Raw genomic sequence first — 18943 nt, 5'->3', positions numbered from 1 at the left:
TATGTCGCCTGTCTCGAAGAAGACCCGTACCAAGACGCCGCCTGTGACCACCGCCCCCGCCAAGGCCATGGTGATGGCCGCCGGGCTGGGCCTGCGGATGCGCCCGCTGACCCTGGAGCGCCCGAAGCCCCTGATCCCGGTGATGGGCAAGCCGATGCTCGACCACGCGCTCGACCGGCTGGAGGAGGCCGGCGTGGCCTCCGCCGTGGTGAACAGCCATTACAAGGGCGAGATGATCGCCGCCCATCTGGCGGGACGGACCAGCCCGGCCATCACCCTGTCGCCGGAGGACACGCTGCTGGAGACCGGCGGCGGCGTAAAGAAGGCCCTGCCGCTGCTCGGCACCGACCCGGTCTATGTGGTCAACGCCGACATCCTGTGGCTCGACGGCCCCTCCCCCACGCTGGCGCGGCTGGCCCGCCACTGGAACCCGGACGAGATGGACGCGCTTCTGCTGCTGATGGCGACCACCAAGGCGGTGGGCTACGAGGGGCGTGGCGATTACCACATGGACCCGCTGGGCCGGCTGACCCGGCGCAGCGAGCAGGAGATCGCCCCCTTCGTCTACGCCGGCGTCCAGATCGTGAAGCCGGAACTGTTCGGGCAGGACACCCCCGACGGCGCCTTTTCCACCAACCGCGTCTGGGACCGCGCGCAGGAGGCCGGGCGCCTCTTCGGCCTCGCCCATGACGGGCTGTGGTTCCACATCGGCACCCCCGACGCGCTGGCAGAGACGGAGGAGATGCTGTCGATGAGCGACGTGTCGGTGGTCACCACCTGACCGGCCACCGGACCGACCGCTTGGCCGCCCCTTTGTGAGAATTTTTGTATTCCTTGACGCTTTGTGGTGTCATTGCCCCACATCTAGTATCCTCGCGCGTCTGACGATACAGCTTCCGGGGCAGGCATGAGCGGCAGGGCGGAGCCCAAGGTCTATTCGATTCCCACCGGCGTGTCCTTCGTGGACCAGCTCGCCGTGGGCATCCTGGACCGTGTGGGGAACGACCCGCTGGCGCTGGCCGGGGTGACCGTCCTGCTGCCGACGCGCCGCTCCTGCCGCTCGCTGCGCGAGGCCTTCCTGCGCCGCTCCGGCGGGCAGCCGATGCTGCTGCCGCGGATGAGCCCGCTGGGCGAGCTGGACGCCGCCTCCCTCAGCTTGACCTCGGCGGAGGAGCTGCCCGGCGTGCCGCTGGAGCTGCCGGACCCGATCAGCGGGCTGAAGCGCCAGATGATGCTGGCCCGGCTGATCCTCCAGGCGACCGGCGTGTCGGCCACCACCGCGCAGGCGGTGCGGCTGGGCGCCGATCTGGGGCGGCTGATCGACGCGGTGTGGACGGAGGATGTCGCCTTCGACCGGCTGGCCTCGCTGGTGCCGGAGGATTACGCCCAGCACTGGCAGGTGACGCTGGAGTTCCTGAAGATCGTCACGGAGCACTGGCCGGCCATCCTCGGCGCCAGCGCGCTGACCGATCCCGCACAGCGCCGCAACCTCGTGCTCCAGACCCAGGCCGCGCTCTGGCGGGCGGAGCCGCCGCAGGGGCTGGTGATCGCCGCCGGCTCCACCGGCTCTATCCCGGCCTCCGCCGACCTGCTGGCGGTGGTCGCCGCCCTGCCGCAGGGCGCCGTCGTCCTGCCCGGCCTCGACCTGGAGGCCGACGAGGCGAGCTGGGACGCCATCCGCGCCGACGAGGCGCACCCGCAACACGGCCTCGCCCATCTGCTCGACCGGCTGTCGGTCGGCCGCGCCGCCGTCCGCCGCTGGAACGACGCGGAGGAGCCGCGGGCCGCCCGCGCCCGCCTGCTGGCCGAGGCCATGCGCCCCGCCGCCACCACGGAAAGCTGGCGGGAGCTGGACGGGCTGGACGCCGCGGCCCTGGAGGGGCTGACCCGCATCGACGCCCCGACCGCGGAAGAGGAGGCGTCGGTCATCGCCCTCCTGCTCCGTCACGCGCTGGAGACGCCGGGCAAGACGGCGGCGCTGGTCTCCCCCGACCGCAACCTCGCGCGCCGGGTCGCCATGGCGCTGACCCGCTGGGGCATCGCGGTCAACGACTCGGCGGGCCAGCCGCTGGTCCACACCGCGGTTGGCACCTATCTGCGGCTGAGCGCCGAGCTGGCCGCCAGCCGCGCCCACCCGCTGGCCCTGCTGGCGCTCGCCAAGCACCCGCTGGCCGCCGGCGGGCACGACCCGGCGGAGTTCCGCCGCTCTGCCCGCGCGCTGGAGCGCACCGTACTGCGCGGCCCCCGCCCGGCGGAGGGCTTCGCCGGGCTGATCGCCGCCCTGAAGGCCGCCGACCGCTTCGACCACCCGGACCAGCAGGCCGCCCTGCTCGGCTGGCTGGAAAATCTGGAAACGCTCGCCGCCCCCTTCATGGAGGTGCTGTTCAGCGACGCCCCGCTCGGCGACCTCGTCCGCGCGCACGTCGCCTTCGCGGAGGCGCTGGCCTCGCGCACCGACGCGCCGGGGTCGGAATTCCTGTGGCGGCAGGACGACGGCGAGGAGGCCGCGACCTTCGTCCATGAGCTTCTGGAGGCGGTGGACGGCTTCCCCGCCGTTCCCGGCAAGGACTATCCGGCGCTGCTCGACGCGCTGATGGCGATGCGCCCGGTGCGCCCGCGCTTCGGCCTACACCCGCGCCTCTACATCCTCGGCCCCATGGAAGCCCGCCTTCAGCATTTCGACCTGCTGGTCCTCGGCGGGCTGAACGAGGGGACTTGGCCGCCCGACCCCGACGCCGATCCCTGGATGTCGCGCCCGATGCGCCGCGACTTCGGCCTGCCCAGCCCGGAGCGCATGGTCGGCCTGTCCGCCCACGACTTCACCCACGCCTGCGGCGCCGAGGAGGTCGTGCTGACCCGCGCGGAGCGGGTGGACGGCACGCCGACCGTCCCGTCGCGCTGGCTGCTGCGGCTGGAGACGGTGCTGCGCGCGCTGGGTCTGGACGGGCGGATCGAGCTGGCCGGGGAGCCCTGGCTGGCCTGGGCGCGCGGGCTGGACGAGCCCGACGCCGTGCGCCCCGTCGCCCCGCCGGAGCCGCGCCCGCCGGTGTCCGCCCGCCCGCGCAAGCTGTCGGTCACCAAGATCGAGAAGTGGATGCGCGACCCCTACGCCATCTACGCCGAGCATGTGCTGCGCCTGCGCAAGCTCGACCCCATCGCCGCCGATCCCGGCGCCGCCGACCGCGGCCAGTTCATCCACGCCGCGCTGGATGCCTTCGTGAAGGCCTATCCAAGCCAGTTGCCCGACGACGCGCCGCACCGGCTGCTGGCGATGGGCCGCGAGTCCTTCGGCCCGCTGCTGCACAGCCATCCCGACGTCTGGGCCTTCTGGTGGCCGCGCTTCGAGCGCATCGCCGAGTGGTTCGTCGGGCTGGAGCGCGACCGCCGCCGCACCCTGAAGCCCCTCGCCACCGAGGTGTCGGGCGAATTGACGCTGAGCGGTCCCGCCGGCCCCTTCCTGCTGACCGCCAAGGCCGACCGCATCGATTCGGGCGGCGAGGGGCTGGTCCTGATCGACTACAAGACCGGCACCCCGCCCTCGACCCGCGAGATCGAGCTGGGCTTCGCCCCGCAGCTGCCGCTGGAGGCCGCCATGGCCGAGGCCGGCGGCTTCGCCGGGGTTGCGAAGAACCGGGTGGCCGAGCTGGCTTTCTGGCGCCTGTCCGGCGGCGACCCGCCGGGCGAGGAGAAGGCGGTGAAGGGCGACCCGGCGACTCTGGCCGCCGAGGCCCGCGCCGGTCTGGAGGAGCTGATCCGCCATTTCGACGACCCCGCCACCCCCTACCGCTCCTGCCCCCGCCCGGCCATGGCGCCGCGCTACACCGACTACGCCCACCTCGCGCGGGTGCAGGAATGGTCGGCCGGTGGCGATGGGGGTGAGGGGTGATGGACCGGCGTTCTTGCCCCCACCCTAACCCTCCCCCGCTTTCGCAGGGGAGGGAATCAAGGCCCTCCCCTGTGCAGCGGGGGAGGGAGGGGACCCATGCGCCGCATGGGGAGGGTGGGGGCAACGCCTCACACAAGACGACCCGCCCATGACCGTCCTCGACTTCCCCATCCGCGAGCTTCCGCTGGACCCCAACGTCGCGCAGCGGCTCGCCTCCGACCCGCTGTCGTCGGTGTGGGTGGGCGCCTCCGCCGGGTCCGGCAAGACGAAGGTGCTGACCGACCGCGTGCTGCGGCTGATGCTGTCCGGCACCGCGCCGGCGCGCATCCTCTGCCTGACCTTCACCAAGGCGGCGGCGGCGGAGATGTCCATCCGCATCAACCGCACGCTGGGCATCTGGGCGACCCTGCCCGACGAGGGGCTGGAGGACCGGCTCGCCGACCTCTGCGGCGAGCGGCCGAGCGCCGAGACCCGGACCATCGCCCGGCGTCTGTTCGCCCAGGTGGTGGATTGCCCGGGCGGCATGAAGATCCAGACCATCCACGCCTTCTGCCAATCGCTGCTGCGCCGCTTCCCGCTGGAAGCCGGACTCGCCCCGCATTTCGAGGTGATGGACGAGCGCACCGCCGCCGGCCTGCTGACCGAGGCGCGGGACGAGGTGCTGCACGCCGGCCGCGCCGCCCCCGACAGCCCGCTCGGCAAGGCGATGGCCCGCCTGACCGCCGAGCTGAACGCCGAGGAGTTCGCCGACATCCTGGCCGAGCTGGCCAGCGAGCGCGGGCGCATCCAGCGTCTGTTCGAGAGCGTCCATGGGCTGGAGGGCGCGGTGGACGCCGTCCACGAGGCGCTGGGCGTGCCGCCCGGCATCACCGAGGCCGCCATCCTGCGCGAGGCCTGCGCCGACCACGCCTTCGACGTTCCGGGGCTGCGCGACGCCTGCCGCGCGCTGTCCACCGGCAGCAAGACCGACGAGGAGCGCGGGCTCGGCATCCAGGGCTGGCTCGACGCCGCGGACAGCCGGGTGCGCGCCTTCCAGATCTACGCCCGCCATTTCCTGACCGCAGAGGGCGGCGCGCGCAAGACCCTGATCACCAAGAAGCCGGCGACATCCTTCCCCGCCGCCCTGACGGCGCTGGAGCGTGAGGCGGAGCGGCTCGTTTCGCTGATGAAACGGGTTCGCTCGGCCGGAGTCGCCGCCTCCACCACCGCCCTGCTGACCTTGGCCGAGTCGCTTCTGAGCGCCTATGAGGCGAAGAAGAAGGCCAAGGCGCTGCTCGACTACGACGACCTGATCCTGTCGGCCAACGCCCTGCTGCGCGGCAAGGACGGCGTGCCCGCCGTGCCCTGGGTGCTGTTCAAGCTCGACGGCGGCCTCGACCACATCCTGATCGACGAGGCGCAGGACACCAACCCGGAGCAGTGGCAGGTCGTTGGCTCCATCGCCGAGGAGTTCTTCGCCGGCCTCAGCGCCCGTGACGGGGGCGAAACGACCCGCACCGTTTTCGCCGTGGGCGACGAGAAGCAGTCGATCTTCAGCTTCCAGCGCGCCGACCCCGCCGAATTCGCCCGGATGCGCCGCCATTTCCAGACCCGTGCCAAGGCCGCCGAGCGCGACTGGCACGCGGTCGAACTGGACATCTCCTTCCGCTCCACCGCCACGGTGCTGCAAACCGTGGACGCGGTGTTCCGGCTGGACGGCGCCAAGGATGGTGTCGCTTCCGAAACGAGCCCGGTGATCCGCCACCGCGCCTTCCGCCGCGGCCATTCCGGGCTGGTCGAGCTGTGGCCCCCGGTGAAGCCGGCGGAGGCCGCCGACCCGCCCGCCTGGGCGCCCCCGGTGGAGCGCGAGGCCGCCGATTCGCCGTCGGCCCGGCTGGCCGCGGTCATCGCCGACACCATCCGCGACTGGACCCAGCGCGGCGAGTCGCTCGAGTCGCGGGGCCGCCCGATCCAGCCCGGCGACGTCATGGTGCTGGTCCGCCGCCGCACCGCCTTCGTGACGGAGCTGGTGCGCGCCCTCAAGGACCGTGCCGTGCCGGTGGCCGGCGTCGACCGCATGGTGCTGACCGAACAGCTCGCGGTCATGGACCTGATGGCGCTGTGCGAGTTCCTGCTGCTGCCGGAAGACGACCTGACGCTGGCCACCGTCCTCAAGGGGCCGCTGATTGGGCTGACCGAGGACCAGCTGTTCGACCTCGCCCACGGGCGGCGCGGCACGCTGTGGCGGGCGCTGGTGGCGAAGGCGGAGGACGACCCGGCCTACCGCCCGGCCCGCCGCTATCTGGGCGCCCAGCTCGCCCGCACCGACTTCCTGGCGCCCTACGAGCTGTTCGCCGGGCTGCTGGCCGCCCCCTGCCCCGCCGATCCGGACGGCTCGGGCCGCCGCGCCCTCCTGAAGCGGCTCGGCCCCGACGCGCAGGACCCGCTGGACGAGTTCCTGGCCGTATGCCTGGCCTTCGAGAAGACCGAGCCGCCCTCCCTGCAGAACTTCCTGGCCTGGCTGGCGGCCAGCGAGGCGGAAATCAAGCGCGAGTTGGAGCAGGGCGGCGGACGCGTACGCATCATGACGGTGCATGGCTCCAAGGGGCTCCAGGCGCCCATCGTCTTCCTGCCCGACACGCTGGGCACGCCGACCCAGAGCCCGCCGATTCTCTGGCCCGACGAGGGCTGCGCCGTGCCGCTCTTCGCTGCTCGCCGCTCGCAGGAGGACGCGCTGTGCGCCGAGGCGCGCGCCCGCGCCAACCGCCGCCGCGACCAGGAGTACAGGCGCCTGCTGTACGTCGCCCTGACCCGCGCGGAGGACCGGCTGTACGTCTGCGGCTATCAGGGCAGGAAGGAGCCGTCCGACGCCTGCTGGTACAAGCTGGTCGAGGCCGCGATGGGCGAGATCGGCGTGCCGCACCCCTTCGACTTCTCCGCCCTCTGCCCGGACGGCTGGAGCGGCGAGGGGTGGCGGCTGGCCGACCCGCAGACCGCCGTTCCCAAGCCGGACGGCGCCGGGGCCGGCCGCGTGCTGACGGCGCAGGAGGCCCCGCCCTGGCTGACCGCCGCCGCGCCGGAGGAGCCGGAACCGTCGCGCCCCCTCACCCCCTCCCGTCCGGACGGGGACGAGCCGGCGATGCGCTCCCCGCTGGGCGAGGACGACGGGGCGCGTTTCAAGCGCGGCCTGCTGATCCACCGGCTGATGCAGACCCTGCCGGACCTGCCGCCCGACGCGCGGGAAGCCGCCGCCCGACGTTACCTTGCTCGTCCCGGGCATGAGCTGACGGCCGAGCGCCAGGATGAAATCGCATCCGAAACGATGCGTGTCCTGACCGACCCGCGCTTCGCCCGCCTGTTCGGCCCCAACTCCCGCGCCGAGGTGGAGGTGGTCGGTCTGGTGACCGGGCGCGCCCTGTCGGGCCGGGTCGACCGTTTGGTGATCGAGGACGACGCGGTGTGGATCGTCGACTACAAGACCAACCGCCCGCCGCCCGTCCGCGCGGAGGACGTGCCGCCCGTCTATGTCCGCCAGATGGAGGCCTACCGCGCGGCGCTGCGCGCCATCTACCCAGACAAGGCGGTGCGCTGCGTCCTGCTGTGGACCGATACCCCCGCTTTGATGGAACTTCCGGAGTGAGGCGCGCGCGATAGTCCGCCGTGGGAACTTTTCACCCCCGGCCGCGTTGCACGGGGCGGCGGATTGGGTTGACGAGACCGCATTCGCGCCCCGGCTTGACCAGTGAGGGGGCTCGGTCATACATTTTGGCAAATTCCACCGATGAGGGATGGGTCCGCCGCCGGTGGAAAATCGGCGCGGCGGTGCCCCTGAACCCAGGCATAGAGGTCACATGAGCGATCCCATCAAGGTCACCGACGACAGCTTCGAGCAGGACGTGCTGAAGGCCGACGGTCCGGTCCTGGTCGATTTCTGGGCGGAGTGGTGCGGCCCCTGCAAGATGATTGCTCCCGCGCTCGACGACCTCGCCAAGGAGTATGGCGGCAAGGTCACCGTCGCCAAGCTGAACATCGACGACAACCCCGGCACCCCGACCAAGTACGGCGTGCGCGGCATCCCGACGCTGATGCTGTTCAAGAACGGCAACGTCGCCGCCACCAAGATCGGCGCCCTGCCGAAGACCGCCCTGTTCACGTGGGTCGACGAGGCTCTCTGAGCCAAGCGGTCCCCGGACGATCGAAAAGCCCCGCCCCTCCGGCGGGGCTTTTTGTTTGCGCGGTCGCCTGTAGCGTCCAATCCCTCTCCCGCCCCGGGAGAGGGTGCCCGCGCAGCGGGCGGGTGAGGGTCGCACGAGGATCAAGGCATCGATCCTCGATAGCACCCTCACCCTTCCCACGCTTCGCGCGGGCCCCTTCCCTCTCCCGGGGCGGGAGAGGGGTAAAGCACGGCGGGGCTTTTTGTTTGCGCGGCCTTGCGGCCTGTCGGAGACTGCGCGGGCCATGGCCTACCGACTGCCGCCCCTCAACACCCTGCGCCTGTTCGAGGCCGCCGGCCGCCACCAGAGCTTCAAGGCGGCGGCGGAAGAGCTGCACCTGACCCCCAGCGCGGTCAGCCACGGCATCCAGACGCTGGAGGACTGGTTGGGGGTGGAGCTGTTCCTGCGCGGCAACCGCAGCCTGTCGCTGACCCCCGCCGGCCAAACCTACCTGCCCCGCGTGCGCGACGCGCTGCAGTCGTTGGCGCTGGCGACGGAAAGCGTGCCGGGCCGCGCGCCCAGCGGGCGGCTGTCGGTCAGCGCCGCCCCGACCTTCGCCCTGCGCTGGCTGATCCCCCGCCTGCCCGCCTTCCAGGAGCGTCACCCGGCGATCACGGTGGCGCTGGACACCGCCCATCGGGTGGTCGAGTTCCCCCGCGACGGCATCGACGTCGGCATCCGGCTGGGCCGCGGCGACTGGCCCGGTCTGGCCGCGCTGAAGCTGATGGAGGAGGACCTCGTCCCGGTGGCCGCCCCCGCCCTGGCGGCGCGCATCGCCTGCCCCGCCGACCTCGCCACCGTCCCGCTGCTCCACGTCGCCGACGTGTCGGAGGATTGGACCGCCTGGGCGGAGGCCGCGGGCCTGCCGCCGTCGGCGCTGGACGACGGGCTGAAGCGCGGGTTGCGGCTGGACGCCATCCACATGGCGGTGGACGCCGCGGTGCGCGGGCTGGGCGTCATCATCGGACGGCGCCCGACCATCGACCCGGAGCTGGCGTCCGGCCAGCTGGTCGAGGTGATGGGGCCGCGTCTGCGCGCGAAAAGCGCCTATTGGCTGGTCACCGCCCAAGACAGCCTGCGCCGCCCTGAGGTCGCCGCCTTCCGCTCCTGGATGCGGGCGGAGTTCGCCCAGGGACGGTGATATGGCGGTGACCCGCTTCGGGTGAAATCCGCTCACCCGACGATGAAAAGGTCCCGTTTGCCGGAGCGATGGGGACGGCCGGATGCTGGTGTTCATCGCACCCGCCGGAGGCCACCATGACGCTGCACGTCCTCCCCCGCACCGCGCCGCCACCGGCCCGCCGCCTTCGCAGGCTGTTGGCCTGGATCGCCCATCTCCGCGAACAGAGCCGCCAGCGCGACGAACTGCTGTCCCTGTCCGACCACGAGTTGCGGGACATCGGCATCAGCCGCTACGACGCCGTCACCGAGGCGCGCAAACCGCTCTGGCGGTGAAGGCCGCGGTTTACAGCCGGTCCCGCCGGATCGCCTCCAGCAGCCCCACGGCCCCGGCCTCGCAGAGGTCCAGAACCTCGGTGAAGTGCAGCCCCTCGCCGTAATAGGGATCGGGCACCTCGCGCTTCGGCGCGTCGGAGGCGTAGTCGAGGAACAGGGCGACCGTCGCCCGGCTGTCCGGCGGGGCCATGCGCCGCAACTGCGCCAGATGCCCACCGTCCATCGCCAGAATATAATCGAAGTCGGCGAAGTCCGCCGCGGTCACCTTGCGGGCGCGCAGGTCCGACAGGTCCACCCCGCGGGCCTTGGCCGCGCGCTGGCTGCGCGGGTCGGGCGCCTCCCCCACATGATAGCTGTGGGTGCCCGCCGAATCGGTGCCGATGCGGCCCGCCAAACCGGCTTGCCGAACCCGGTCGCGGAACACACCTTCCGCGGTGGGCGACCGGCAGATGTTGCCCGTGCACACGAACAGGACCTTGACCATCCCGGCCTCCTCCTCTCTGCTCTCCGCATCCGAGATCTAGCAGCCGTTCCCCGAACCCGCCAGGGCGCCATGACCATCGCCAATATGACCGCCGCCACTATGATCGCCGCCATCACGACCATCGCCAATCATCTGAAGCCGACCGACTCCATCGTCATCCTGACCGGGGCCGGCATTTCCAAGGAATCCGGCCTGGACACCTTCCGCTGCGCCGATGGCATCTGGGCCAAGGTCGATCTGGAGGACGTCGCCACGCCGGAGGGCTTCGCCCGCGACCCGGCGCTGGTCCACCGCTTCTACAACGACCGGCGGCGCGGCCTGCGCGACCCCGCGGTGCAGCCGAACGCCGCCCATCTGGCATTGGCCGAGCTGGAGCGGCGCTGGAAAGGCGACCTGCTGCTGGTCACCCAGAACATTGACGATTTGCACGAGCGCGGCGGATCGCAGACGCTGATCCACATGCATGGGGAGCTGAACGCGGTCTTCTGCCGCCACTGTCACAACAAGGTGGAACACTGGACCGGCGACCTGTCGATGGAGGACGTCTGCCCGTCCTGCGCCCGCAAGGGCGGCATGCGCCCCGACGTGGTGTGGTTCGGCGAGATGCCCTACCAGATGGAGCGGATCTACCGCGCGCTGGGCGCCTGCGACCTGTTCGTCTCCATCGGCACCTCCGGCAACGTCTATCCCGCCGCCGGCTTCGTGGCCGAGGCGCGCAACGCCGGCGCCCTGACGGTGGAGCTGAACCTGGAGCCGTCGGCGGGCGCCAGCCTGTTCGCGGACTCCGTCAACGGCCCGGCGACCGAGCTGGTCCCAGCCTTCGTGAGCGAGCTGCTGAGCCTTTGAGCGCCGACCTGGAGGACCTGTTCGAGCAGGCCCGCGCCTGCCGGCTGTGCGCGGGGGTGTTGCCGCACGGCTGCCGCCCGGTGCTGCGCGGCAGCCCGTCCGCCCGCCTGCTGATCGTCGGGCAGGCACCGGGCGCGCGGGTGCACGCCAGCGGCATTCCCTGGAACGACCCGTCCGGCGACCGGCTGCGCCAGTGGCTGGCCATGGACCGTGACGCCTTCTACGACGAGAGCCGGATCGCCATCGTCCCCATGGGGCTCTGCTACCCCGGCACGGCGCCGAAGGGCGGCGACTACCCGCCGCGCCCGGAATGCGCCCCGCTCTGGCACCCGCCGCTGCGCGCCGCCCTGACCGGGGTGCGGCTGACCCTGCTGGTCGGCAGCTACGCCCAGGCCCACTATCTGGGAAACCGCCGCCAACGGACGATGACCGACACGGTGGCGGCGTGGCGGGACTACCTGCCGGAGTTCCTGCCCCTGCCCCACCCGAGCTGGCGCAACACCGCCTGGCTGAAGAAGAACCCCTGGTTCGACGCGGAGCTGGTGCCGGCGCTGCGCCGCCGCGTGGCGGACACCCTGGGCGCCCTGGACGGTTGACTCACCCCTCCATGGCCTCGATGCGCTCCATGTCCTCGTCCGACAGGCCGAAATGGTGGCCGATCTCATGGATCAGGACGTGGCGGACGATGGCGAACAGGTCCTCGCCCGTCTCGCACCAGTAGTCCAGGATCGGGCGGCGGTAGAGGAAGATCATGTCCGGCCCGCTGCGCAGGTCGGCGACGCTCTGCCGCGTCATATCGACGCCCCGGTAGAGGCCGAGAAGGTCGAAGGGGCTTTCCAGCTCCATCTCACGCTCGGTCTCCTCGTCGGGGAAATCCTCGACATGGATCGACAGATTGGCGATCGGGGCCAGGAGTTCCCGCGGAATCGTCTCCAGCGCGTCCTCGGCCATCCGCTCGAGGTCGGGGGTGGAGGGGGGAACGCTGTGGGTGTGTGCCGGTTTGCGCATCATACGGGGGAAGGTAGCGTTGCTTGCCGCCCAGGCCAAGCGGCGCTAAACCGGAAGGCGGACCGGAACACCGATTTGATCCACAATCGATCCGTGTCCGTTACGCCTGCACAGGCCAACCAACAAAGGGGGAAGGAATGTCGGACAAGCTGGTGGGTGCCAAGCGGCAGACCGCGCTGAAGGAACTGCATGGCTGGGCGGAGGTGCTGGAGCGCGACGCGATCCGCAAGACCTACCATTTCCCCGACTTCCCCGCCGCCTGGGGCTTCATGAGCCAGGTCGCCCTGCTGGCGGAGCGGACGAACCACCATCCGGAATGGTTCAACGACATGGGCCGGGTGGAGATCATCCTGTGCACCCGCAGCGCCGACGGCCTGACCCAGGCCGACGTCGATTTCGCCCACCGCGTGGACCAGATCGCCCCGAACCGCGACCGCTGAAGAATCTCCTTTCCCGTCCCGGGAGAGGGAGGGACCCGCCGCAGAGCGGCGGGAGGGTGAGGGTATAGCCAAGAATCAGCGCCTTGATCCTCGCGCGACCCTCACCCGCCCGCTGCGCGGGCACCCTCTCCCGGGACGGGAGAGGGACTGGAGCGTCACGCCGGTTCCAGAACCACCTTCACATCCGCCGGGCGCCCGAAGAAGGGGGCGGTGGTGACCAGCAGCGGGCAGCCGGCGGCGGCGTAGGCCGCCGCGTTGTCCTCCGTCACGCCGCCCGCCGCCGCGACGACCGGTGGGCGCGGCAGGCCGCGCGTCGCCTCGACCACGGCGCGGGCCTCCTCGGGCGGGCGCTTCTCCAGCTGCAGCACGTCGGCCCCGGCCCGGGCAAAGGCGATGGCGTCCGCCACCGTGTCGACCTCGACCACGATCTTCTTTTCCGGCGCCCGGCGGCGCAGATCGGCGATCCACGCCTCCGGCGACCCGGACAGGAAGGCGCGGTGTTCGGGAAAGACCAGGATCGTTTCCGACAGGCCCAGCCGGTGCATCACCGCCCCGCCGGCCAGCACCGCCTTGACCGACAGGTCCTTGGCGCCGGGAAAGTTCTTGCGGGTGCAGGCGACGGTCACCCCAGGCGCGGCCTCGACGATGCGGCGGGCGCGGGAGGCGATGCCGGAGGCGTATTCGACCAGAGTCTGCGCCACCTTCCAGCCGCGGTGCAGGGCGCCCGCCGGGCCATGCCCCTCCAGGAAGGGCGCCCCGGCCTCCAACGCCGTGCCGCTGGGCCGGACGGACGTCACCGTACCGCCGGCCTTCCCGATCAGGCGGGCGGCTTCCTCCGTCCCGGCCAGCACCATGGCGCCGCGCGCCGTGAACCGGATGCGCGCCGGGGCGGCGGCGATGCCCAGCGAGTCGGTGGTCAGGTCGCCGTAGGGAACGTCCTGGGCGAGAAGCGCGTCGAGCGCGGCATCGGACAGGACGATCATCGGCGGTTCCCTTCTTCGTGTTAAAGCCACCCGCGGCGGCGGAAGTACCAGAGCGGCACGACGGCGGAGAGCACCATCATCACGATGGCCATGGGATAGCCGAAGTCCCAGTCCAGCTCGGGCATGTGGTGGAAGTTCATGCCGTAGGCCGACGCGATCAGGGTCGGCGGCATCAGCGCCACGGAGACGACCGAGAAGATCTTGATGATCGCGTTCTGCTCGATGTTGATCAGGCCGAGCGTGGCGTCGAGCAGGAAGTTCGCCTCGTGCGCCAGGAAGCCGGCGTGCTCGTTCAGGGACCGCAGGTCGCGCGTCAGGGTCTTCAGCGCGGCCTTCTGCTCCTTGGTCAGCCGCCCGGCGGCGACGGAGGAGAGGAAGGCGACCAGCCGGTCCAGCCCGGCGAGGCTGTCGCGCACCTTGTGCGTCAGGTCGCCGGCCCGCCCGATGCCGCGCAGCACGTCCTGCAGTTCGTCCGGCTTCTTGGAGCTTCCGACCCCCTTGCTGTTCAGCGAGTCGGTGAAGATGCGCGTGGACAGCCCGTCGATGCGGGCACCGATCAGTTCCAGCACATCGGCCACCCGGTCGATCACCGCGTCCAGGATGCCCAGCAGCGCGTCCTCCGCGCTGGCCAGAAGCTCCGGCTGACGGCTGGTCCGCACGGCGAAGGTGGCGACGGAGCGCGGCTCGGTGAAGCGCACCGTGATCATGTGCCGGGGGGTCAGGACGAAGGTGACCTCGCCCTGCTCCGGCATCGGCGAATCGGCCCGCGCGATCACCGAGGAGGTGAGGTAGACGGCCTCCCCCTCGGTGTAGAGCTGGCTCGACGCCTCGATTTCCTTCATTTCCTCGCGCGTCGGCAGGTCGCAGCCGGTGACGGCGCCGACATGAGCGCGTTCCGCCTCGTCGGGGCGGAGAAGATCGATCCACACCGTGTTGGGCGGCAGCGACTCGCCGAGGGCGAGCGGCTGCTCGACCACGCGGCCGCCCACCCGGGCGTGGACCGTGATCATGCAAGGGCCTCGGCGGGGACCGGGGCGCCGGCGGCGCGGCAGGCGGCGGCCAGCGTGTTCAGCATCAGGCAGGCGATGGTCATCGGCCCGACGCCGCCCGGCACCGGGGTGATGGCGCCGGCGACCTTGACCGCCTCGTCGTAGGCGACGTCGCCGACCAGCTTGGTCTTGCCCGGCTCGGTCGGGTGCGGCACGCGGTTGATGCCGACGTCGATGACCACGGCGCCCGGCTTGATCCAGTCGCCGCGCACCATCTCCGGCCGGCCCACCGCGGCGACCAGGATGTCGGCGCGCCGGCATTCGCCGGGCAGGTCCTGGGTGCGGGAATGGGCGACGGTGACCGTGCAGTCCTGCTGGAGCAGAAGCTGCGCCATCGGCTTGCCGACGATGTTGGAGCGGCCGAGCACCAGCGCCCGCTTGCCCTTCAGGTCGTTGCCCAGCGTGTCGCGGAGCAGCAGCAGGCTGCCCAGCGGGGTGCAGGGCACGATGGCGCCAGGGCTGCCGGTCGCCAGCAGGCCGGCGTTGACGACGTGGAAGCCGTCGGCGTCCTTTTCCGGGACGATGCGGGCCAGAATCTTTTGGGTGTCGATGTGCTTGGGCAGTGGAAGCTGGACCAGGATGCCGTGCACCGCCGGATCGGCGTTCAGCCGGTCGATCAGGGCCAGCAGCTCCGCCTCGCCGAGATCGGCCGGCATGTGGTGGTCGAAGCTGTTCATGCCGAGGTCGGCCAGGGCCTTTTCCTTGGACCGGACATAGACCTGGCTCGCCGGGTCCTCGCCCACCAGCACGACGGCGAGGCCGGGGGTGACGCCGTGGCTGGCCTTGAGCGCGGCCACACCCTCCGCCACGCGGGCGCGCAGCCCCGCGGCGAACGCCTTGCCGTCGATGATCCTCGCCTCAGCCATCGCTCTTCCCCGTATCAGGCTTTGCTGTTTCCACCAGCGCCGTCAGCCGGCGCATCAGGTCGGCCGGGTCGCCGGCCACATGGACAATCTTGTTCCGGTCGGTGGCGCCGGCCACCACCGTCAGGCTGGTCTTGGGCAGTTTCCACGCCTTGGCCAGCAGCTTCACCACCGCCTCGTTCGCCTTGCCGTTCTCCGGCACGGCGGTGACGGTCACCTTCAGGGCCGTTCCTCCGGACGCCGTGGCGGCCAGCCCGGCGATGGCGTTGCGCGACGCCTTGGGCGTCACCCGCAGCGCCAGCCGGACACCGTCCGCGACGGCTTCGAAGGGAACGGCTTCCAAAGGCCCCGTCATCAGAAGCGCGGCCAGTATTCCGCCATCAGGTTGCGGATGAAGAAGATCAGCAGGATCAGCGCGATCGGCGACAGGTCCAGGCCGCCCATGTTCGGCAGGACGCGGCGGATCGGGCGCAGGACCGGTTCCGTGATGCGGTAGAGGAAGTCGCCGATGACATAGACCGCGCGGTTGCGGGTGTTGACGACGTTGAAGGCCACCAGCCAGCTCAGCACCGCCGAAGCGATGAGCAGCCACACATAGAGGCTGAGAACGGTGTCGATCAGCAGGTAGAGCGCAATCATGCCCGGCCCGTCCCTTTATTGTCCGATTTTGCGGGGCACCCTAAGCACAAGCGGCGAGTGCTGTCCAGTGCCGCGCGGCGGGCCGCCATCATCCCCTTCGCCATCCCCTTCCGTGAACCGCCGATGCCCGCAATCAGGCGCGTTCAGAGGGCTTGACAGGCACCCTCCGCATCACCATTATCCGCCGCACGCCGGTAACGGTGTGTGGGGCCGTAGCTCAGCTGGGAGAGCGACGCGTTCGCAATGCGTAGGTCGGGAGTTCGATCCTCCTCGGCTCCACCAATCCCCCCAAGACAGTGATGCGACACAGGAATTCGCCCGGAAGCGGCGGAATTCCCTGCGGTGCGACACCGCCCTGTCGCACGCGGCGTCGGCCAAATCTTCCCATTCTTTTTAAAACGTTCGCCGATCCGGCCCAAGCCTCAGTGCCTGTGCGCGTGGTGGGCATCCGGAAAGTGGGCGTGCCGGTGCCGCAGGCGCACGTGACGATGCCGGTGGGTGTGCGGCTCGGTCACTGGGCCATCGTGATGGTGCCGGTGGTGCTCGTCATGGACATGCGGATGGTCGTGCTCCATCTCCTCGTGGTCATGCTCATGGTCGTGATCCTCGGTCAGGTGCAGCCAGACGCCGAGTCCCATCAGGGCCGCCGCCGCGGCCAGCCCAACCGTCAGCGGCTCCCCGAAGATCGCCAGGGAGGCGATGCCGCCGACGAAGGGGGCCGTCGAGAAATAGGCCCCGGTGCGGGCGGCGCCGATGTGGCGCAGGGCGACCACGAACAGCACGAGGCTGACGCCGTAGCCCAGCAACCCGACCAGCATCGCCGCCGCCGCGGTCGGCACCGCGGGCAGGCCGTCACCGAGCGCCAGGGCGATCCCGACATTGACGGTGCCGGCCACCAGCCCCTTGATCGTGGCGATGTCCGCCGGGTCGGCCAGGGACACCTTGCGGGTCAGGTTGTTGTCCGCCGCCCACATCAGGCAGGCGGCGGCGACCGCGGCCGGTCCCCAACCGCCGTCCAGGCTGACCGCTCTGCCCCAGGACAGCACGACCGCTCCCGCCACGATGGCGATCATGCCGGCGATGAGGCGCCGGTCGACGCCCTCCCGAAAGACGAACCACGCCAGCAGGGCGGTGAACACCCCTTCCAGATTGAGCAGCAGCGAGGCGGTGGATGCCGGCGTCGCCGTCAGGCCGAACATCAGCAGAACCGGCCCGGCGATGCCCCCGGCAGCGACAGCGGTCAGCAGCCAGAACCATTCGGCGCCGCGGAGGCCGCGTTCGCTGCGTTTTCGCGACCCTGTCAGCAGACGGAGCAGCCGGACCAGCCCCAGCCCGATCCCGGAGCCGAGATACAGCAGGCCCGCCAGCATCCAGGGGGACAGGTCATGGACCAGCAGCTTCGCCAGCGGCGTGCTGAGGCCGAAAAGGACCGCGGCCAGGATAGCGGTCGTCGCGCCGGTTCGGGGCATGAGCGTCTTGCTCGCCTGTTGAGTGAGGGAAGTGTCGCCCCCACCCTAACCCTCCCCCGCTTCGCAGGGGAGGGGACGGACGCCAACTCCCTCCCCTGCGCAAGCGGGGGAGGGTCGGGGTGGGGGCAGCCGCCTACCCCCGCGCCCGCAGGTAGGGGGTCATGCGCCACTCCGCATAACGGATCAGGCGCGAGGCGATGAAGTTCAGCAGCAGATAGATGCTGCCCGCCACGATGAACACCTCGAACACCGCGAAGCTCTGCGCGATGATCTTGCGGGCGATGCCGGTGATCTCCAGAAGCGTGATGGTGCTGGCGAGCGAGCTGGCCTTGACCATCAAAATCACCTCGTTGCCGTAGGCCGGCAGCATCTGGCGGATCGCCACCGGCATCATGATCCGGCGGAACAGCAGCGTGCGCGACATGCCGCAGGCCCGCGCCGCCTCGATCTGGCCCTGCGGCACCGACAGGATGGCGCCGCGCAGGATCTCGCTGGTGTAGGCGCCGGTGTTCAGCGTCAGCGCCAGGATCGCACACCAGAAGGGCTCGCGCAGATAGACCCAGAGGAAGCTGCTGCGCACCAGCTCGAACTGGCCCATGCCGTAATAGATCAGGAAGATCTGCACGAGCAGCGGCGTGCCGCGGAACACGAAGACGTAGGCGGCCATCAGCCGCTCGGTGACTCGGTTGCCGTACAGCCGCAGCAGAGCCACCGCGAAGGCCACGCCCGCGCCGAACAGCAGCGCCAGCCCGACCAGCTGCAGGGTCACCGGAACGCCGCGCAGGAGGGTGGGCACGCTGTCCCACATCAGGTCCCAGTTCATGGGTCAGGCCCTCCGCACGCCGCGATTGGCGTAGCGTTCCGCCCGCTCGAACGCCACCGTGGAAACGGTGGTGAGCAGGAGGTAGAGCACCGCCGCGGTGGTGTAGAACAGGAACGGCTGGCGGGTCGACCCCGCCGCCACATGCGACACGCGCATGATCTCGGCCAGCGCCGTCACGGAGATCAGCGCCGTGTCCTTCAGGGTGAGCTGCCAGACGTTGCCCAGCCCCGGCAGGGCGTAGCGCAGGGTCTGCGGCACCAGGATGCGGCGCAGGATCAGCCAGCGCGACATGCCGCAGGCGCGCGCCGCCTCGATCTGGCCGTGGGGCACCGCCTGGACCGCGCCGCGGATCACCTCCGTCGAATAGGCGCCGGAGATCAGACCGACCGCCAGCACGCCGATGGAGAAGGCGTTCAGCTCGATGTAGCCCTCGTAGCCGAAGACCCGGCCGACGGCCATGACCGCGCCGCTGCCACCGAAGAACAGCAGGTAGATGACCAGCAGTTCGGGAACGCCGCGGACGACGGTGGTGTAGACCTCCGCCACGCCGGTGAGGGCGAGGTTGCGGCTGAGCTTCGCCGACGCGCCGAGCGAGCCGAAGACGAGGCCGAGGACGAAGGCCGACACCGACACGGCGACCGTCATCGCGGCCCCGCCGAGAAGCTGGCCGCCCCACCCGTTCGGGCCGAAGGAGAGAAGTTCGAACATGCGCTCCGAAATGGGCTCCGAAAGGGCTCCGAACCGGGTTCCCCTCCCCCGCGACGGGGGAGAGGGGCATCCCTTCACATGATGGCCGGTTACTTGA

19 protein-coding genes and 1 tRNA gene are annotated in these 18943 nt (G+C 70.9%); 10 read left to right on the top strand and 10 right to left on the bottom strand.

The genetic code is table 11. From position 1 onward, the window contains the following. Position 1 precedes the first annotated feature (1 nt). From Sp245p_RS02335 to Sp245p_RS02305, 6 genes are all read left to right on the top strand, one after another. Complete coding sequence (locus tag Sp245p_RS02335) at positions 2-781, top strand: nucleotidyltransferase family protein (protein WP_014238661.1); 780 nt, start codon at positions 2-4, stop codon at positions 779-781. 126 nt (positions 782-907) lie between these two features. Continuing rightward, positions 908-3886, top strand: coding sequence for a double-strand break repair protein AddB (gene addB, locus Sp245p_RS02330; protein WP_109138336.1), 2979 nt, complete (start codon positions 908-910; stop codon positions 3884-3886). A 148-nt stretch (positions 3887-4034) separates the two neighbouring features. Continuing rightward, a complete protein-coding gene (gene addA / locus Sp245p_RS02325) occupies positions 4035-7505 on the top strand; it encodes a double-strand break repair helicase AddA (protein ID WP_109138335.1) in 3471 nt (1156 codons plus the stop codon). Positions 7506-7716: 211 nt separating this feature from the next. Beyond that, the gene (gene trxA / locus Sp245p_RS02320; RefSeq protein WP_014238663.1) at positions 7717-8040 is read left to right on the top strand and encodes a thioredoxin TrxA; all 324 of its coding nucleotides are present in this window, start codon (positions 7717-7719) and stop codon (positions 8038-8040) included. Positions 8041-8323: 283 nt separating this feature from the next. Next, complete coding sequence (gene gcvA / locus Sp245p_RS02310) at positions 8324-9220, top strand: transcriptional regulator GcvA (RefSeq protein WP_014238664.1); 897 nt, start codon at positions 8324-8326, stop codon at positions 9218-9220. Positions 9221-9336: 116 nt separating this feature from the next. After that, positions 9337-9534, top strand: coding sequence for a DUF1127 domain-containing protein (locus tag Sp245p_RS02305; RefSeq protein WP_014238665.1), 198 nt, complete (start codon positions 9337-9339; stop codon positions 9532-9534). A gap of 10 nt (positions 9535-9544) precedes the next feature. Here the strand turns inward: Sp245p_RS02305 and Sp245p_RS02300 are convergent, their stop codons facing one another. Beyond that, entirely contained in the window at positions 9545-10018 is a 474-nt protein-coding gene (locus Sp245p_RS02300) for a low molecular weight protein-tyrosine-phosphatase (protein ID WP_014238666.1), read from the bottom strand. A gap of 99 nt (positions 10019-10117) precedes the next feature. On the opposite strand from Sp245p_RS02300, the gene cobB reads away from it, so the two are divergent. Next, positions 10118-10864, top strand: a complete 747-nt coding sequence (gene cobB, locus Sp245p_RS02295) for a Sir2 family NAD+-dependent deacetylase (protein ID WP_052584310.1) — start codon at positions 10118-10120, stop codon at positions 10862-10864. Next, complete coding sequence (locus tag Sp245p_RS02290) at positions 10861-11460, top strand: uracil-DNA glycosylase family protein (RefSeq protein ID WP_014238668.1); 600 nt, start codon at positions 10861-10863, stop codon at positions 11458-11460. Before cobB ends, Sp245p_RS02290 begins: the two co-directional genes overlap by 4 nt. A 1-nt stretch (position 11461) precedes the next feature. On the opposite strand, the gene Sp245p_RS02285 is transcribed toward Sp245p_RS02290, so the two are convergent. Beyond that, complete coding sequence (locus tag Sp245p_RS02285) at positions 11462-11875, bottom strand: metallopeptidase family protein (RefSeq protein ID WP_041810830.1); 414 nt, start codon at positions 11873-11875, stop codon at positions 11462-11464. Positions 11876-12009: 134 nt separating this feature from the next. On the opposite strand from Sp245p_RS02285, the gene Sp245p_RS02280 reads away from it, so the two are divergent. Beyond that, a complete protein-coding gene (locus tag Sp245p_RS02280) occupies positions 12010-12312 on the top strand; it encodes a 4a-hydroxytetrahydrobiopterin dehydratase (protein WP_014238670.1) in 303 nt (100 codons plus the stop codon). Positions 12313-12467: 155 nt separating this feature from the next. Here the strand turns inward: Sp245p_RS02280 and modD are convergent, their stop codons facing one another. From modD to Sp245p_RS02255, 5 genes are read right to left on the bottom strand one after another with little or no spacing between them, the layout of a single operon-like run. Beyond that, a complete protein-coding gene (gene modD, locus Sp245p_RS02275; protein ID WP_014238671.1) occupies positions 12468-13295 on the bottom strand; it encodes a ModD protein in 828 nt (275 codons plus the stop codon). 20 nt (positions 13296-13315) lie between these two features. After that, a complete protein-coding gene (locus tag Sp245p_RS02270) occupies positions 13316-14305 on the bottom strand; it encodes a magnesium transporter CorA family protein (RefSeq protein ID WP_014238672.1) in 990 nt (329 codons plus the stop codon). Further along, positions 14302-15210, bottom strand: a complete 909-nt coding sequence (folD, locus tag Sp245p_RS02265) for a bifunctional methylenetetrahydrofolate dehydrogenase/methenyltetrahydrofolate cyclohydrolase FolD (protein WP_014238673.1) — start codon at positions 15208-15210, stop codon at positions 14302-14304. Before folD ends, Sp245p_RS02270 begins: the two co-directional genes overlap by 4 nt. Next, the gene (locus Sp245p_RS02260; RefSeq protein ID WP_014238674.1) at positions 15203-15562 is read right to left on the bottom strand and encodes a DUF167 family protein; all 360 of its coding nucleotides are present in this window, start codon (positions 15560-15562) and stop codon (positions 15203-15205) included. Before Sp245p_RS02260 ends, folD begins: the two co-directional genes overlap by 8 nt. Beyond that, positions 15562-15846: a YggT family protein gene (locus Sp245p_RS02255; protein WP_014238675.1), complete on the bottom strand. Its 285-nt coding sequence runs from the start codon at positions 15844-15846 to the stop codon at positions 15562-15564. Before Sp245p_RS02255 ends, Sp245p_RS02260 begins: the two co-directional genes overlap by 1 nt. Positions 15847-16052: 206 nt before the next feature. On the opposite strand from Sp245p_RS02255, the gene Sp245p_RS02250 reads away from it, so the two are divergent. After that, positions 16053-16128: transfer RNA gene (locus Sp245p_RS02250), tRNA-Ala, on the top strand. Positions 16129-16268: 140 nt separating this feature from the next. Here the strand turns inward: Sp245p_RS02250 and Sp245p_RS02245 are convergent. The 3 genes from Sp245p_RS02245 to Sp245p_RS02235 form a co-directional block, all read right to left on the bottom strand. Beyond that, positions 16269-17315 carry a DMT family transporter gene (locus Sp245p_RS02245; RefSeq protein ID WP_014238677.1) on the bottom strand — a complete coding sequence of 349 codons (1047 nt, stop codon included), beginning with the start codon at positions 17313-17315 and terminating at the stop codon, positions 16269-16271. 133 nt (positions 17316-17448) lie between these two features. Further along, a complete protein-coding gene (locus Sp245p_RS02240) occupies positions 17449-18138 on the bottom strand; it encodes an ABC transporter permease (protein ID WP_014238678.1) in 690 nt (229 codons plus the stop codon). A 3-nt stretch (positions 18139-18141) separates the two neighbouring features. Then, positions 18142-18846, bottom strand: coding sequence for an ABC transporter permease (locus tag Sp245p_RS02235; RefSeq protein ID WP_014238679.1), 705 nt, complete (start codon positions 18844-18846; stop codon positions 18142-18144). Positions 18847-18943: the final 97 nt, after the last annotated feature.

Origin of the sequence: Azospirillum baldaniorum (genome assembly GCF_003119195.2) — a bacterium.
Classification (GTDB): Bacteria; Pseudomonadota; Alphaproteobacteria; order Azospirillales; family Azospirillaceae; genus Azospirillum; species Azospirillum baldaniorum.
Note: the sequence above shows the minus strand (reverse complement) of the source record. Positions and strands in the feature narration are given on the sequence as shown.